Here is a 13288-nt window from a genome sequence, read left to right as displayed (position 1 = left end):
GCCCAGCCCGCCACCGGTTTCAACACCCGCCGCGCCCTGGAAATGATCCGCCAGGGCCTTGGCGCGCCGCTGATCGTGCTGGCCCTGCTGGCCATGGTCGTGGTGCCGCTGGCCGCGCCGGTGCTCGATGCGCTGTTCACCTTCAACATCGCCATCTCGCTGATGGTGCTGCTGGCGGTGGTCTACGTGAAGCGCCCGCTGGACTTCACGATCTTCCCGATTGTGCTGCTGATCACCACCATGCTGCGGCTGGCCCTGAACGTGGCCTCCACCCGCGTGATCCTGCTCAACGGCCAGAACGGCCACGACGCCGCGGGCAAGGTCATCGCTGCCTTCGGCGAATTCGTGATCGGCGGCAACTACGCGGTCGGCATCGTGGTCTTCGCGATCCTCACCATCATCAACTTCGTGGTGATCACCAAGGGCGCCGGCCGCGTCTCGGAGGTGACCGCGCGCTTCATCCTGGACGCGATGCCCGGCAAGCAGATGGCGATCGACGCCGACCTCAACGCCGGTTTGCTGACGCGCGAAGAAGCCAAGCTGCGCCGCGAGGAGGTGCGCGAGGAAGCCGACTTCTACGGCGCAATGGACGGTGCCAGCAAATTCATCCGCGGCGACGCCATCGCCGGCATCCTGATCCTGTTCATCAACATGCTCGGCGGCCTGGCCGTGGGCGTGCTGCAGCATGGCATGCCGTTCGGCGACGCCGCTGCCACCTACACCCTGCTGTCGATCGGTGACGGACTGGTGGCGCAGCTGCCGGCCCTGCTGGTCTCCAGCGCCGTGGCGATGCTGGTGACCCGCGCATCGCGCTCGCAGGACATGGCCCAGGCCATGACCGGCCAGGTGTTCGGCCAGTACCGCGCGCTGGCGATCACCGCCGGCATCATCGGCGTGGTCGGCCTGGTGCCGGGCATGCCCAACGTCGCTTTCCTGACGCTGGCGGCGATCCTCGGCTTCATCGCCTGGAAGGTGTACCGCAAGGGCAAGGCCCCGGCTGCGGACGCGGCAGGCGGTGGCACCGATGCTGCCGCACTCAACGCACTCGGCCGCCCGGCGGCACCGGCACCGACCGCCGAACTGAGCTGGGACGAACTGCGCCCGGTCGATCCGCTGGGCCTGGAGGTCGGCTACCGGCTGATTCCGCTGGTAGACAGCAACCAGGGCGGCGAACTGATGGCACGCATCAAGGGCGTGCGCCGCAAGCTGACCCAGGATGTCGGTTTCCTGATCCCGTCGGTGCACATCCGCGACAACCTGGAACTGCCGGCCAACGGTTACCGCGTGCTGGTGCACGGCGTACCGGTGGCCACCGCCGAGATCCACCCCGACCGCGAGCTGGCCCTGGACCCAGGCAGCGCCCTCGGCGCACTGGAAGGCATCGCCGGCAAGGACCCCGCGTTCGGCCTGGATGCCACCTGGATCCAGCCGCACCAGCGCGCCCAGGCCGAAACGCTGGGCTACACCGTGGTCGACCCGGCCACCGTGGTCGCCACCCACCTCTCGCACCTGATCCGCGAACACGCGCCGGAACTGCTCGGCCACGAGGAAGTGCAGCACCTGCTGGCCAACCTGGCCAAGAGCGCGCCCAAGCTCGTCGAAGATCTGACGCCAAAGGCGCTGCCGCTGTCGGCGGTGGTGCGCGTGCTGCAGAACCTGCTGGTCGAGCGCATTCCGATCCGCCAGCTGCGCAAGATCGCCGAAGCGCTGGTCGAACATGCGCCCAGCAGCCAGGACCCGGCCGTGCTGACCGCCGCCGTGCGCACCGCGCTGGGCCGCTTCATCGTGCAGGAGATCGCCGGAATGTCGGCGGAGCTGCCGGTGTTCACCCTCAACCCGCAATTGGAACGTGTCTTGCAGGAGTCCACGCAGGGCAACGGCGCCGCGCTGGAACCCGGACTCGCTGAGCGACTGCACCAGAGCCTGGCCGAATGTGTCAGCAAGCAGGAAGCCCGCAACGAGCCCGCGGTCGTGCTGGTACCTGGCCCGGTGCGCGCCGCGCTGGCCCGCCTGGTCCGCCACAGCGTTCCGTCGCTGTCGGTCCTGGCCTACAGCGAGGTGCCGGAGGACAAGCGCCTGAAGCTGGTCGGAACGATCAGCTGACGCCGCCCTCCGATGCGCCAGAAAACAGACACCACTTTCGAACCCACGCACCAGACAGATACCAAGGGGAACCCGCACCGTGCAGACCACCGACCACCCGAGTTCCCCGACCGCCACCCCGCCGTCTTCGTCCCGTGACCACAGCATGAAAATCAAACGATTCGTCGCCGCCGACATGCGCTCGGCCATGAACCTGGTGCGCAAGGAACATGGTCCTGACGCCGTGATCCTGTCCAACCGCCGGATCGAGGAAGGCATCGAGATCGTCGCCGCCGCCAACTACGACGAGAGCGCCGTGCAGCGTGCACTGGAAGCCTCGCGCCGCGACGTGGCCCCGCCGCCGGCACCCAGGCCGCGCACCGCCGCCGACGCGGTGATCGCCGCGGTCACCCGCCGCCGCAGCAGCACCCCGGCGCCGGAACCGGTCGCCGCCACCACCTCGGCCGTCGCCGCCCTCGCCCGTGCCGCCGTCGGTGCCACCGGCCGCACCCTGGACAGCGCCGACGAAATCGTGCCGACCCGCGGCAGCACCGGCTTCGCCGCCACCCTGGCGCGCGCCGCCGTCAACGAACCGGCACTGCCGGAACAGAGTTACGCCCCGTTTGCCGAAGCCATCGTCGCACCGGCGGCCACCAGCGCCACGCCGGCCAACCGCGCCCGCTTCCAGATCGATCCGCCGCACGAGGCGCATCACGAAAGCGCCGCACCGGCCGTTCAGCCACCGCCGCTGCCGACCGCTGCCGTGACCGATGCGCAGCCCGAGATCGCCCGCAGCGAACCGGCAGCGGCCGAAGCCGCCGTCGACGCCAGCCCGGCCCCCATGCTGGCCCCGGCACCGACGCTGACCGTGGTCGCCCAGGACGACGCCGAGATCCGCCAGCTGCGCCAGGAAGTGGCCGGCATGCGCCAGGTGATCGAGCGCGAGATGAACCGCTTCACCGACGAGCGCCTGCGTGGCTGCCCGGTGCGCGCCACCGCGCTGGACCTGATGGACGAATACGGCTTCGATGCCGGCCTGGCCCGCGACGTGGCCATGCAGATCCCGCTGGAGACCGAGGCCCACCGCGGCCGCGGCCTGATGCTGGGGCTGATCTCGCGCAAGCTGCCGATCGCCCCGGTCGACCCGCTGGAAGAAGGCGGTGTGATCGCCCTGGTCGGCCCCACCGGCGCCGGCAAGACCACCACCATCGCCAAGCTGGCCTCGCGCTTCGCCGAGAAGCACGCGCCGCGTGACGTCGCCCTGGTCACCACCGACACCACCCGCATCGGCGCCCGCGAACAGTTGTATGGCTACGGCCGCCAGCTCGGCATCGCCGTGCACGAAGCCAACAGCGGCACCGACCTGGACCAGCTGCTGGAACGCCTGAAGGACTACAAGCTGGTGCTGATCGACACCGCCGGCCTGGGCCCGCGCGACCGCGCCCTGGCTGCCCAGCTGCAGTGGCTGCGCGCCGCCCGCCAGGTGCGCACGCTGCTGGTGCTGCCGGCCAACACCAGCTTCGGCGACATGGACGAGGTGGTCCGCCGCTTCGGTGCGGCCAACCTGCAGGGCCTGGTGCTGAGCAAGCTGGACGAGACCGGCCGCTTCGGCAACGCCCTGTCGGTGGCCGTGGACCACGCCCTGCCGATCACCTGGGTGACCGACGGCCAGGACGTCCCGGAAGACCTGCACCGGGCCAGTGCAGCCAATCTTGTACTTCGCCTTGAAGATTTGCGCCGAGCGGCCGATATGCCCTGCAACCCGGAGTTGAACCATGCCGTCGCGTGAGTACGCCAAGCTGACCAAGACCTTCCCGCTGTCGGCCACCCGCAGCGAGCCGCTGGGCCCTGTGCGCACCATTGCCGTGACCGGCGGCAAGGGCGGCGTGGGCAAGACCAACGTGTCGGCCAACCTGGCCGTGGCGCTGGCCGGCATGGGCAAGCGCACGCTGCTGCTGGACGCCGACCTCGGCCTGGCCAACATCGACGTGATCCTGGGGCTGAACCCCACCTTTACGTTGGCCGACCTGGTTGCCGGCCGCTGCACGCTGGATGACGTCATCGTTGAAGGCCCGAACGGCGTGCTGGTGGTCCCGGCCGCCTCCGGCCGCCGGCACATGGCCGAGCTGGCCCCGGCCGAACATGTCGGCCTGGTCAATGTGTTCTCCGAGCTGGAACGCGAGCTGGACATCATGGTGGTCGATACCGCTGCCGGCATCACCGATGGCGTACTGACCTTCTGCCAGGCCGCGCAGGACACCGTGGTGGTGGTCTGCGATGAGCCGGCCTCGATCACCGACGCCTACGCACTGATCAAGGTGCTGTCGCGCGAGCGCGGCGTGGACCGTATCCAGGTGGTGGCCAACATGGTGCGCGACCCGAACGAGGGTCGCGTGCTGTACGAAAAGTTGACCCGCGTCTGCGAGAAGTTCCTCGCCGATGTCTCGCTGAACTACCTGGGTTGCGTGCCGCAGGATGATTGGCTGCGCCTGTCGGTGCAGCGCCAGCAGCCGGTGGTGAAGGCCTACCCGTCCAGCCCATCGGCGCTGGCCATCACCGAGATCGCACGCCGCACCGCGCGCTGGCAGGCACCGACCGAACCGCGTGGCGGTGTCGAGTTCTTCCTCGAGCGCATTCTCAAACAGCGCGGGGTGGCCGCATGAAAGGCGCAGCCCAGTACAGGGAAGTCCAGCGCTCGGCGGCCAACGAGGTCATCGCCCAGCACTCGGACCTGGTGAGGCGCATCGCCCACCACCTGGCCGCACGCCTGCCGGCCAGCGTCGAAGTCGACGATCTGATCCAGGCCGGCATGATGGGCCTGATCGAAGCCTCGCGCAGCTACGACGCCGACCAGGGCGCCTCGTTCGAAACCTATGCCTCGATCCGCATCCGCGGCTCGATGATCGACGAGATCCGCCGTGGCGACTGGGTGCCGCGCTCGGTGCACCGTCGTGCACGCGACGCCGCCGCCACCATCCGCCGCCTGGAACAGAGCACGGGCCGTGCTGCCAGCGCCACCGAAGTCGCCGCCGCGATGGAGATGCCGCTGCCCGAGTACCTGCGGCTGATGGAAGACGCCGCACGTGGCCAGGTGCTGAGCCTGGAATCGCGCATCGAAGACCAGGGCGAACTGGACACCGTCGCCCAGGGCGGCCCGACCCCGCAGCAGGTCCTGGAGCGCGGCGAATTCGGCCGCGAGCTGGGCAAGGCGATCGGCCACCTGCCCGAGCGCGAACAGCTGGTGCTTTCGCTCTACTACGAGCAGGAGCTGAACCTGAAGGAGATCGGCGCCGTGCTCGGCGTGAGCGAGTCGCGGGTCTGCCAGATCCACGGCCAGGCCGTGCTGCGCCTGCGCGGCCGGCTGAAGATATTCGAGGCCGCCGATGCCGGCCTCGAAGAATGAACATCCCCGAGGCGTCTGCCCCCGGCCGCCCGGAATGAACAACAAAGGAACTCTGCTTTGAACAAGAACATGCGCATCCTGATCGTCGACGATTTCTCGACCATGCGTCGAATCGTCAAGAACCTGCTGGGCGATCTGGGCTTCACCAACACCGCCGAAGCCGAGGACGGGCATGCCGCGCTGTCGCTGCTGCAGAGCCAGTCGTTCGATTTCGTGGTCACCGACTGGAACATGCCGGTGATGACCGGTATCGAGCTGCTCAAGGCGATCCGTGCCGACGCCAAGCTGAAGACCCTGCCGGTGCTGATGGTCACCGCTGAAGCCAAGCGCGAGCAGATCATCGAAGCGGCCCAGAACGGCGTGAACGGTTACATCATCAAGCCGTTCACCGCGCAGACGCTGGAAGAGAAGCTCGGCAAGATCTTCGAACGCCTGGCAGCCAGCGCCTGATGGATACCACGGTCGACAAGAACGCCCTCGCCCTGCGCCTGCAGGAAGCCCTGGACGCACTGGAGTCCGGTGACGAAGCCGCGTGGCGGCAGCGCATCGATGGGCTGGTCGCGCTGCGCACGCAGCCGATGATGAGTGGCCTGTCGCGGCTGGCCCGCGAGCTGGGACAGGCACTGGGTGAACTGCCGACCGTGCCCAGCGAAGCCGGGGAACTGGACGATGCCTGCGCACGGCTGGACCACGTGGTGACGATGACCGAACAGGCCACCCACCGTACCCTGGACCTGGCCGAGGAATGCCGCAGCCTGACCGAACAGCTGCGCGCCGAAGGCCTGCAGCCGGGCCAGGACGCGCAGCTCGAGCGCATCCGCCACAACCTCACCGAGATCGCCCTGACCCAGAGCTACCAGGACCTGACCGGGCAGATCATCCGTCGCGTGGTCGGCATCGTCCGCCGCGTGCACGAAGGCTTCGGCGCGCTCGGCCTGCCGCCGGAACAGCATCGCACCGACCCGGAACTGGCCGGGCCGGCACTGAAGGGACTGGACCGCCACGCGGTCTCGCAGAACGACGCCGACGACCTGTTGTCGGATCTGGGGCTGTAAGCATGAGCGCTGTATCCGACGACATCACTGCCGATTTCATCATCGAGGCACAGGAGATCCTGGATCGCCTCGGCGAACAGCTGGTGTCGCTGGAGCAGGCACCGCAGGACGCCGAACAGCTCAATGCGGTGTTCCGGGGCTACCACACGCTGAAGGGCGGCGCCGGCTTCCTGGGTGTCACCGCCATGGTCGAGCTGTGCCATGCCGCTGAGGAAGCGCTGGGCGCCGCGCGTGCCGGCCAGGCCGTGCTGCAGGCCCATCACTTCGACGCCGCCCAGCAATCGCTGGATTACCTGCAGTCGATGCTGGATGCGGTGTCTTCCGGCACCGAGCCGGGCTATGCGCCGCCGGACCTGATCGCTCAGTTCGACGTGCATGGCAGTGCTGTGGCCGCACCCGCCGCCGCAGCAGCACCCGCTGCGGGTGGCAGCGACCTGATTACCGACGACGAATTCGAAGCGCTGCTCGACCAGCTGCACGGCGGCAACGCACCGACCGCAGTGGCGCCGGCAAGGAAGGCCGACGACGGGCTGATCAGCGAAGACGAGTTCGAAGCCCTGCTCGACCAGCTGCATGGTGGCGCCGCACCCGGCGCCAAGCCCGTGGCTGCGGTGGCGCCGGCACCGATCGCCGCCCCGCGCCCGGTGGCCGCACCGGCACCGGCACCGGCGGCCAAGCCGGCCGCCAAGCCGCTGGCCGAAGCCGAACACACCGTGCGCGTGGACACCAAGCGCCTGGATGCGATCGTCAACCTGATCGGCGAACTGGTGCTGTCGCGCAACCGGCTCAAGACCCTGCGTGCACGCCTGCGCGACGAGGAGCTGGACCGTGCGGTGTCCACCCTCGACATCGCCACCGCGCGCCTGCAGTCAGCGGTGATGCGCACCCGCATGCAGCCGGTGGGCAAGGTGTTCTCGCGCTTCCCCAAGGTCGCCCGCGACGTCGCCCGCTCGCTGAAGAAGGAAGTGGACCTGGAGCTGATCGGCGCCGAGACCGAGCTCGACCGCAACCTGGTCGAAGCGCTGGCCGACCCGCTGGTGCACCTGGTCCGCAACGCCATCGACCATGGCGTGGAAATGCCCGACCTGCGCGAAGCACAAGGCAAGCCGCGGATGGGCCATGTGCGGCTGTCGGCACAGCAGGAAGGTGACTACGTCAGCATCGAGGTGCAGGACGATGGTGCCGGCATCGATCCGGAAAAGCTGCGCGCGAAGGCACGCGAGAAGGGCCTGATCGATCCGGAAGCGGCTGCCCGCCTGAGCAGCGAGGAGTGCCTGCACCTGGTGTTCCTGCCCGGCTTCTCGACCAAGCAGCAGGTCACGGATATTTCCGGCCGCGGCGTTGGCATGGACGTGGTGCAGTCGCGCATCCGCGAACTCAGCGGCCAGATCCAGATCCAGTCGGAGCTGGGCCGCGGCAGCCGCTTCCTGATCCGCGTGCCGCTCACCCTGGCGATCCTGCCGACCCTGCTGGTGCAGGCCGGCGAGGACGTCTACGCGCTGCCGCTGGCGCGCGTGATGGAAGTGCTGCACGCACCGCGCACCTCGCTGGGCTGGTTCGATGGCCGCGCCGTGCTCGATCGCCGTTCGCACACGCTGCCGCTGGTCGATCTGCGCCAGTGGCTGGATGTGACGCCTGCTGCGTCGACCCTGCTGACGATCGTGGTGCTGCAGGCCGGCGAAGCGCGCTTCGGCCTGGTGGTGGACCAGGTGCGTGGGCGCGAGGAAGTGGTCATCAAGCCACTGCCGAAAGCGCTGCGCGGCCTGCGCGGTTATGCCGGTGCAACCTTGATCGGCGATGGTCGCATGGCCCTGATCCTGGATGTCGATGGCCTGCGCAGCCCGCACGATTGACCCGTTTGCTGAACCCGAAAAACTGTGAAGTCGCACCAGTAGCCCGTACCGGTGTCTCAAGTCCCATTCATACAAGCCGATACCGGATCCATGGATAGACTCAGCCTCATTGGACTCTTTCTCGCCCTGGCCTCGCTGGTCGGCGGCAGCATCCTCAAGGGCGCCGGCCTGGCGTCGTTGTGGTCGCCTGCGGCGTTCGTGATCGTCATCGTCGGCACTGTTGCCGCGATCCTGCTGCATACCTCGCCGGCGGTGTTCAAGCATGCGTTCAAGATCGTGCGCTGGGTGGTTCGCCCGCCCCACAGTGATCGCCGCGAGCTGATCCAGCAGATCGTCGAGTGGAGCAACATCGCCCGCCGCCAGGGCCTGCTGGGCCTGGAATCGCAGGTGGAAGCACAGCAGGACCCGTTCCTGCGCAAGGGCCTGCAGCTGCTGGTGGACGGCGTCGAGCCCGAATCGATGCGGCACATGCTGGAAATCGAACTGGGCAGCCAGGAACACCAGGACCAGGCCGGCGCCAAGGTGTTCGAGGCGATGGGCATCTATGCACCGACGCTGGGCATCATCGGCGCCGTGCTGGGCCTGATCGCGGTGATGAAGAACCTGGCCGACCCGAGCAAGCTCGGCCACGGCATCGCCGCCGCGTTCACCGCAACGATCTATGGCATCGCCTCGGCCAACCTGCTGTTCCTGCCGATCGCCGCCAAGCTCAAGAGTGTGATCTCGCACAACACGCGCGACCGCGAAATGGTCATCGAAGGCCTGATCTCGATCGCCCAGGGCGAAAACCCGCGCAACATCGAAACCAACCTTTCCGGCTTCCTGCACTGACATGGCCCGCCGCAAGCACCACGAAGAGCATGCCAACCACGAAGCATGGGCGATCCCCTATGCCGACCTGATGACGCTGCTGCTCGCCTTCTTCGTGGTCATGTACGCAATTTCCTCGGTCAACGAGGGCAAGTACCGGATCATGGCCGACGCACTCACCGATGCCTTCGGTGGCGCGCCGCGCACGATCAATCCGGTGCAGGTCGGCAACAAGCAGGTGCAGGGCGGCGGCTGGGACAGCCCCTCGGTGATCAAGTCCGGCACCAAGATCGGTCCGTCCGCACCGGCACCCTCGCACGACCCGACCCTGCTGCCGTCGATGGCCTCGCAGATGCGCATGCCGGTTTCGGTACACAACCAGGAACAGATCGCGCGCGCCGAGCGCCAGCTCAACAGCATCGCCGACCGCCTCACCGCCGCGCTGGCGCCGCTGATCGACCGCGGCATGATCAGCGTGCGCCGCACCGAGCTGTGGATCGAAGTCGAGATCAACAGCGACATCCTGTTCCCCACCGGCTCGGCCGCGCTGGACGTGCACGCGCGGCGAACCCTGGCCAGCCTGGCTGAAGTACTGCGCGACGTACCCAACAGCGTGCGCGTGGAAGGCCACACCGACAACGTGCCGATCGCCACTGCCACCTTCCCGTCCAACTGGGAGCTGTCGGCCGGACGCGCCGCCAGCGTGGTGCACCTGTTCGCCGACCAGGGCGTGCAGCCATCGCGCCTGGCGATGGTCGGCTATGGCCAGTTCCGCCCGCGCGAAGAAAACGACAGCGCGCAGGGCCGAAACCGCAACCGCCGGGTGATGGTCATCATCCTGGCCGACACCTCGCACTCGGTGGATCCGCTTGGGCAACGCCTGAACGCGGCCTCCGGCGCCACTGACAGCACCGCCACCGAACAGGCCGCCGCAACGCCGGCCCGCGCTCCCACCTCCCCCATCGCACCGGTGACGTTGCCGCCGGTGCCGGCTGGCAGCCGCGTCGGCGCCGCCGTTCCCCCGGCAATGAAGGAGTAACCCGATGCGCATCTGGGCAGTCGCCAACCAGAAGGGCGGTGTCGGCAAGACCACCACCACCCTCGCCCTCGGCCGCGGGCTGGCCGCGCTCGGCCATCGCGTGCTGCTGATCGACCTCGATCCGCATGCCTCGCTCAGCCGCGCCTTCGGCGTGCCGGTGGATCCGCCGCCGGCCGGCGTGCTGGAACTGTTCGGCGCCCCGCCGGCCGACCTTGCCAGCCTGTGCCATGCCAGCAACATCCATGGCCTGGACTACGTCTGCGCACAGTCCGCGCTGGCCACGCTGGAACGCCGCAGCGCCAACCAGCCTGGACTCGGCCTGGCCCTGCAGAACGCGCTGGCGCGCCACCAGGGTCAGCACGACTACATCCTGCTGGACTGCGCGCCGACCCTTGGCCTGCTGATGATCAACGCACTGGCCGCCGCCGACCGCCTGATCATCCCGACCCAGGCCGAGCCGCTGGCCCTGCACGGCCTGGACGGCATGGTCCGCACCGGTGAGATGGTCGAGCGTTCGCGTCGCCGACCGCTGCCGATCTCGATCCTGCCGACCCTGTTCGATCGCCGCACCCGCGCAGGCAACGAGTCGCTGCGCACCATGCAGGACCGCCACGGCAGCCGCGTATGGGAAGACGCGATTCCGATCGACACCCGCATCAGCAACGCCGCCGGCCTGACCCTGCCGAGCGTCGGCGAGGACTACCCGGGCCGTGGCCTCGCCGCCTACCGTCGCGCGTTGAACTGGATCCTCGGCGAGGATGCCCGTGCCCTGGAGCAGGCCGCATGAACAGTACCGGCATCCTCGACGACTACCTGGACGAACTGCTCGGCGAGGCGATCGCCCCGGCCGCCGTTCCCCTGCCCGCGCCGGTCAGCGCCGCCCCGGACCAGCCCAGCCAAGCCTCTGCCGAACGCGAGCCGACCTGGGATGACCTGCCGGCCGAGGTGATCTACGAAACCGAGACCATCGCCGCTGCCGCTTCCGCTTCCGTGGACAACGCCTCACTGGAGGCCGCCTTCGAGGCCGCCTCCGCGCCTGTCAGCGTGATCGATGCAGAACGCGAACCGACGTGGGACGACCTGCCCGCCGAAGTGATCTACGAAACGGACGCCCTCGTCGCAGTCCCGGCCGACGATGGCGCCGCGCTGGAGGCTGCCTTCGAGGCCGCCGCCGCACCGGCCAGCACCGCAGCCCCAGAACGCGAGCCGACCTGGGATGACCTGCCTGACGACGTCATCCACGAGCCCGCGCCGGCCCCCGCTGCAGGCACCGGCCCGGAGCCCACCTGGGACGATCTGCCGGACGAAGTGATCTACGAGACCGATCCGGCTGACAGCCAGCGCCTCGCCCACACCGACAGCCCCGGGCTGCAGGCCGCGTTCGAGGCGGCTGCCGGCGGCGAAGACGTCCCCACGCCGCCGCCTGCCGTGGTCGCAGCGCCGGTGGCACCACCGGCGGCACGTCCTGCACCGGCCCCGGCCGCACGCGCCGCCGCCACACCGGCGCCGCGCGTCGCCGTCGACGCCCCCGCAGGCAACCGCCCCGGCACCTGGCAGGAACTGCAGGCGCAAGCCCAGCAACCGGCCCGCAGCCCGCATCCGCAGAACCGTCGCGCCGGCGAACGCACGTCGCGCTGGCTGCGCCTGCGCTGCGGCACCCAGGCCTATGCCCTGGAACTGCTGAAGGTCCAGGAGGTCGTGCTGCCGGTGCCACTGCTGCCATTGCGTGGCACCGCCGCAGCCATGCTGGGCATCATGAACCTGCGCGGCCAGGTCGTCCCGGTGATGGACCTGGGCCTGCACCTGGGCGCGGCGGCTGCCGAGGACGACGCCCAGACCCGTATCGTGGTCCTGGAAGAAAACGGCGAGACCATCGGCCTGCGCGTGTCTGCAGTGGAAGACGTCGCCAACCTCACCGATTCGCAGATCGAACCGCCCGATACCGCACGCATCTGCCAGATCTCCAATGATCTGTTCCGTGGCGTGGCCCGGGTCAGCCAGCGCCCGATGATCCTGCTCGACGCCACCCGGCTGCTGAGCTGAGCCGCAAAGAAAAAGGGGACGGAGGGGATTAAGTCGTAATCGACCTGGCTCTACTGCAGCCCCCTCGGCAACGGCGACCGCGCAGTGGGGACGTAAGGTGTTGATCCAACGGATCAACTCCTTGCGTCCCCGACAGGCACCGCGTCGGCGCAAAGCGCCGAGCCAGTTGCGACTTAATCCCCTCCGTCCCCTTTTCAACGGCGACCCGAACAGCACCGCATCGGCGCACCGCGTCGATTCCCCTAAAGAACCCCACCGGGGTGCCGTTATGGATCACGGAACCGTTTGTCCGGAGCAACGATGAGCACTGTCGAACTGGGTGGGGATCTCGGCATCGAGAGCACTACCGAGCTCAAGAACCGCCTCGCCCCACTGGTGGAGCAGGCAGGCGAGCTGACCCTGGATGCCAGCCAGGTGGCCCGCATCCACACCGCCGCCGTGCAGGTGCTGTGTGCGTTCGTGCAGGCGCGCCGCGAGGCAGGCCTGGGCACCGGCTTCCACGGTTGCACCGCAACCTTCCGTGACGCCGCGCGCCTGCTGGGCGTCACCCAGGCCCTGGGCCTGGACGTAACCCATGACAACCTGAAATCTGTGGAGAACGCTGCATGAGCGCACGTATCTTGGTGGTGGACGATTCGGCGTCGATGCGCCAGATGGTGTCCTTCGCCCTCACCTCGGCCGGTTTTGCCGTCGAAGAAGCCGAAGACGGCGCGGTCGCGCTCGGTCGTGCCAAGGGCCAACGCTTCAATGCGGTGGTCACCGACGTCAACATGCCGAACATGGACGGCATCGCGCTGATCCGCGAACTGCGCCAGCTGCCGGACTACAAGTTCACTCCGCTGCTGATGCTGACCACCGAATCGGCCGCCGACAAGAAGTCCGAAGGCAAGGCCGCCGGCGCCACCGGCTGGCTGGTCAAGCCGTTCAATCCCGAACAGCTGGTCGCCACCGTGCAGAAAGTGCTGGGCTGATCGCCCGGCACCGCTCCCCCTCTTCGCTTCCG

The 13288-nt window shown here is 68.6% G+C and carries 13 protein-coding genes; all 13 read left to right on the top strand.

Features of this window, described 5'->3' with window-relative positions; genetic code table 11:
- Positions 1 to 42: 42 nt before the first annotated feature.
- The 13 genes from flhA to ACYKG1_RS09850 all read left to right on the top strand — a co-directional run bounded on the left by flhA (position 43) and on the right by ACYKG1_RS09850 (position 13256).
- Positions 43 to 2103: a flagellar biosynthesis protein FlhA gene (flhA, locus tag ACYKG1_RS09910; protein ID WP_478472729.1), complete on the top strand. Its 2061-nt coding sequence runs from the start codon at positions 43 to 45 to the stop codon at positions 2101 to 2103.
- A gap of 145 nt (positions 2104 to 2248) precedes the next feature.
- On the top strand, positions 2249 to 3871 hold the full coding sequence (gene flhF, locus ACYKG1_RS09905) for a flagellar biosynthesis GTPase FlhF (protein ID WP_100472189.1): 1623 nt from the start codon (positions 2249 to 2251) through the stop codon (positions 3869 to 3871).
- A complete protein-coding gene (locus ACYKG1_RS09900; protein ID WP_262226489.1) occupies positions 3858 to 4745 on the top strand; it encodes a MinD/ParA family ATP-binding protein in 888 nt (295 codons plus the stop codon). The genes flhF and ACYKG1_RS09900 overlap by 14 nt, the downstream gene beginning before the upstream one ends.
- Positions 4742 to 5485, top strand: coding sequence for an RNA polymerase sigma factor FliA (locus ACYKG1_RS09895; RefSeq protein ID WP_058980011.1), 744 nt, complete (start codon positions 4742 to 4744; stop codon positions 5483 to 5485). The genes ACYKG1_RS09900 and ACYKG1_RS09895 overlap by 4 nt, the downstream gene beginning before the upstream one ends.
- Before the next feature lie 57 nt (positions 5486 to 5542).
- The gene (gene cheY, locus ACYKG1_RS09890) at positions 5543 to 5935 is read left to right on the top strand and encodes a chemotaxis response regulator CheY (RefSeq protein WP_019659592.1); all 393 of its coding nucleotides are present in this window, start codon (positions 5543 to 5545) and stop codon (positions 5933 to 5935) included.
- Positions 5935 to 6540 (top strand): protein phosphatase CheZ, encoded by a 606-nt coding sequence (locus tag ACYKG1_RS09885; protein ID WP_478472567.1) that lies wholly within the window; start codon positions 5935 to 5937, stop codon positions 6538 to 6540. The genes cheY and ACYKG1_RS09885 overlap by 1 nt, the downstream gene beginning before the upstream one ends.
- Before the next feature lie 2 nt (positions 6541 to 6542).
- Positions 6543 to 8393 (top strand): chemotaxis protein CheA, encoded by a 1851-nt coding sequence (locus ACYKG1_RS09880; protein ID WP_478472566.1) that lies wholly within the window; start codon positions 6543 to 6545, stop codon positions 8391 to 8393.
- A 90-nt stretch (positions 8394 to 8483) separates the two neighbouring features.
- Entirely contained in the window at positions 8484 to 9224 is a 741-nt protein-coding gene (locus tag ACYKG1_RS09875; protein WP_005409527.1) for a flagellar motor protein, read from the top strand.
- Position 9225: 1 nt separating this feature from the next.
- Positions 9226 to 10242 carry a flagellar motor protein MotD gene (gene motD, locus ACYKG1_RS09870; protein ID WP_100472187.1) on the top strand — a complete coding sequence of 339 codons (1017 nt, stop codon included), beginning with the start codon at positions 9226 to 9228 and terminating at the stop codon, positions 10240 to 10242.
- Between the two features lie 4 nt (positions 10243 to 10246).
- Positions 10247 to 11029, top strand: coding sequence for a ParA family protein (locus ACYKG1_RS09865; RefSeq protein ID WP_014037094.1), 783 nt, complete (start codon positions 10247 to 10249; stop codon positions 11027 to 11029).
- Positions 11026 to 12285, top strand: a complete 1260-nt coding sequence (locus ACYKG1_RS09860; protein ID WP_478472564.1) for a chemotaxis protein CheW — start codon at positions 11026 to 11028, stop codon at positions 12283 to 12285. Before ACYKG1_RS09865 ends, ACYKG1_RS09860 begins: the two co-directional genes overlap by 4 nt.
- 300 nt (positions 12286 to 12585) lie before the next feature.
- Positions 12586 to 12894, top strand: coding sequence for an STAS domain-containing protein (locus tag ACYKG1_RS09855; protein ID WP_014647026.1), 309 nt, complete (start codon positions 12586 to 12588; stop codon positions 12892 to 12894).
- Entirely contained in the window at positions 12891 to 13256 is a 366-nt protein-coding gene (locus ACYKG1_RS09850) for a response regulator (RefSeq protein ID WP_005409521.1), read from the top strand. Before ACYKG1_RS09855 ends, ACYKG1_RS09850 begins: the two co-directional genes overlap by 4 nt.
- Positions 13257 to 13288 lie beyond the last annotated feature (32 nt).

The organism is Stenotrophomonas sp. 85239_Sma (assembly GCF_056481725.1).
This window is presented reverse-complemented; position numbering and strand designations above follow the sequence as displayed.

What these genes read in the sequence shown, in the direction of transcription:
- flhA (WP_478472729.1), top strand. Translation starts at nt 43, where the DNA reads ATGATCCGCCAGGGCCTTGGCGCGCCGCTGATCGTGCTGGCCCTGCTG.
- flhF (WP_100472189.1), top strand. Translation starts at nt 2,249, where the DNA reads ATGAAAATCAAACGATTCGTCGCCGCCGACATGCGCTCGGCCATGAAC.
- ACYKG1_RS09900 (WP_262226489.1), top strand. Translation starts at nt 3,858, where the DNA reads ATGCCGTCGCGTGAGTACGCCAAGCTGACCAAGACCTTCCCGCTGTCG.
- ACYKG1_RS09895 (WP_058980011.1), top strand. Translation starts at nt 4,742, where the DNA reads ATGAAAGGCGCAGCCCAGTACAGGGAAGTCCAGCGCTCGGCGGCCAAC.
- ACYKG1_RS09885 (WP_478472567.1), top strand. Translation starts at nt 5,935, where the DNA reads ATGGATACCACGGTCGACAAGAACGCCCTCGCCCTGCGCCTGCAGGAA.
- ACYKG1_RS09880 (WP_478472566.1), top strand. Translation starts at nt 6,543, where the DNA reads ATGAGCGCTGTATCCGACGACATCACTGCCGATTTCATCATCGAGGCA.
- ACYKG1_RS09875 (WP_005409527.1), top strand. Translation starts at nt 8,484, where the DNA reads ATGGATAGACTCAGCCTCATTGGACTCTTTCTCGCCCTGGCCTCGCTG.
- motD (WP_100472187.1), top strand. Translation starts at nt 9,226, where the DNA reads ATGGCCCGCCGCAAGCACCACGAAGAGCATGCCAACCACGAAGCATGG.
- ACYKG1_RS09865 (WP_014037094.1), top strand. Translation starts at nt 10,247, where the DNA reads ATGCGCATCTGGGCAGTCGCCAACCAGAAGGGCGGTGTCGGCAAGACC.
- ACYKG1_RS09860 (WP_478472564.1), top strand. Translation starts at nt 11,026, where the DNA reads ATGAACAGTACCGGCATCCTCGACGACTACCTGGACGAACTGCTCGGC.
- ACYKG1_RS09855 (WP_014647026.1), top strand. Translation starts at nt 12,586, where the DNA reads ATGAGCACTGTCGAACTGGGTGGGGATCTCGGCATCGAGAGCACTACC.
- ACYKG1_RS09850 (WP_005409521.1), top strand. Translation starts at nt 12,891, where the DNA reads ATGAGCGCACGTATCTTGGTGGTGGACGATTCGGCGTCGATGCGCCAG.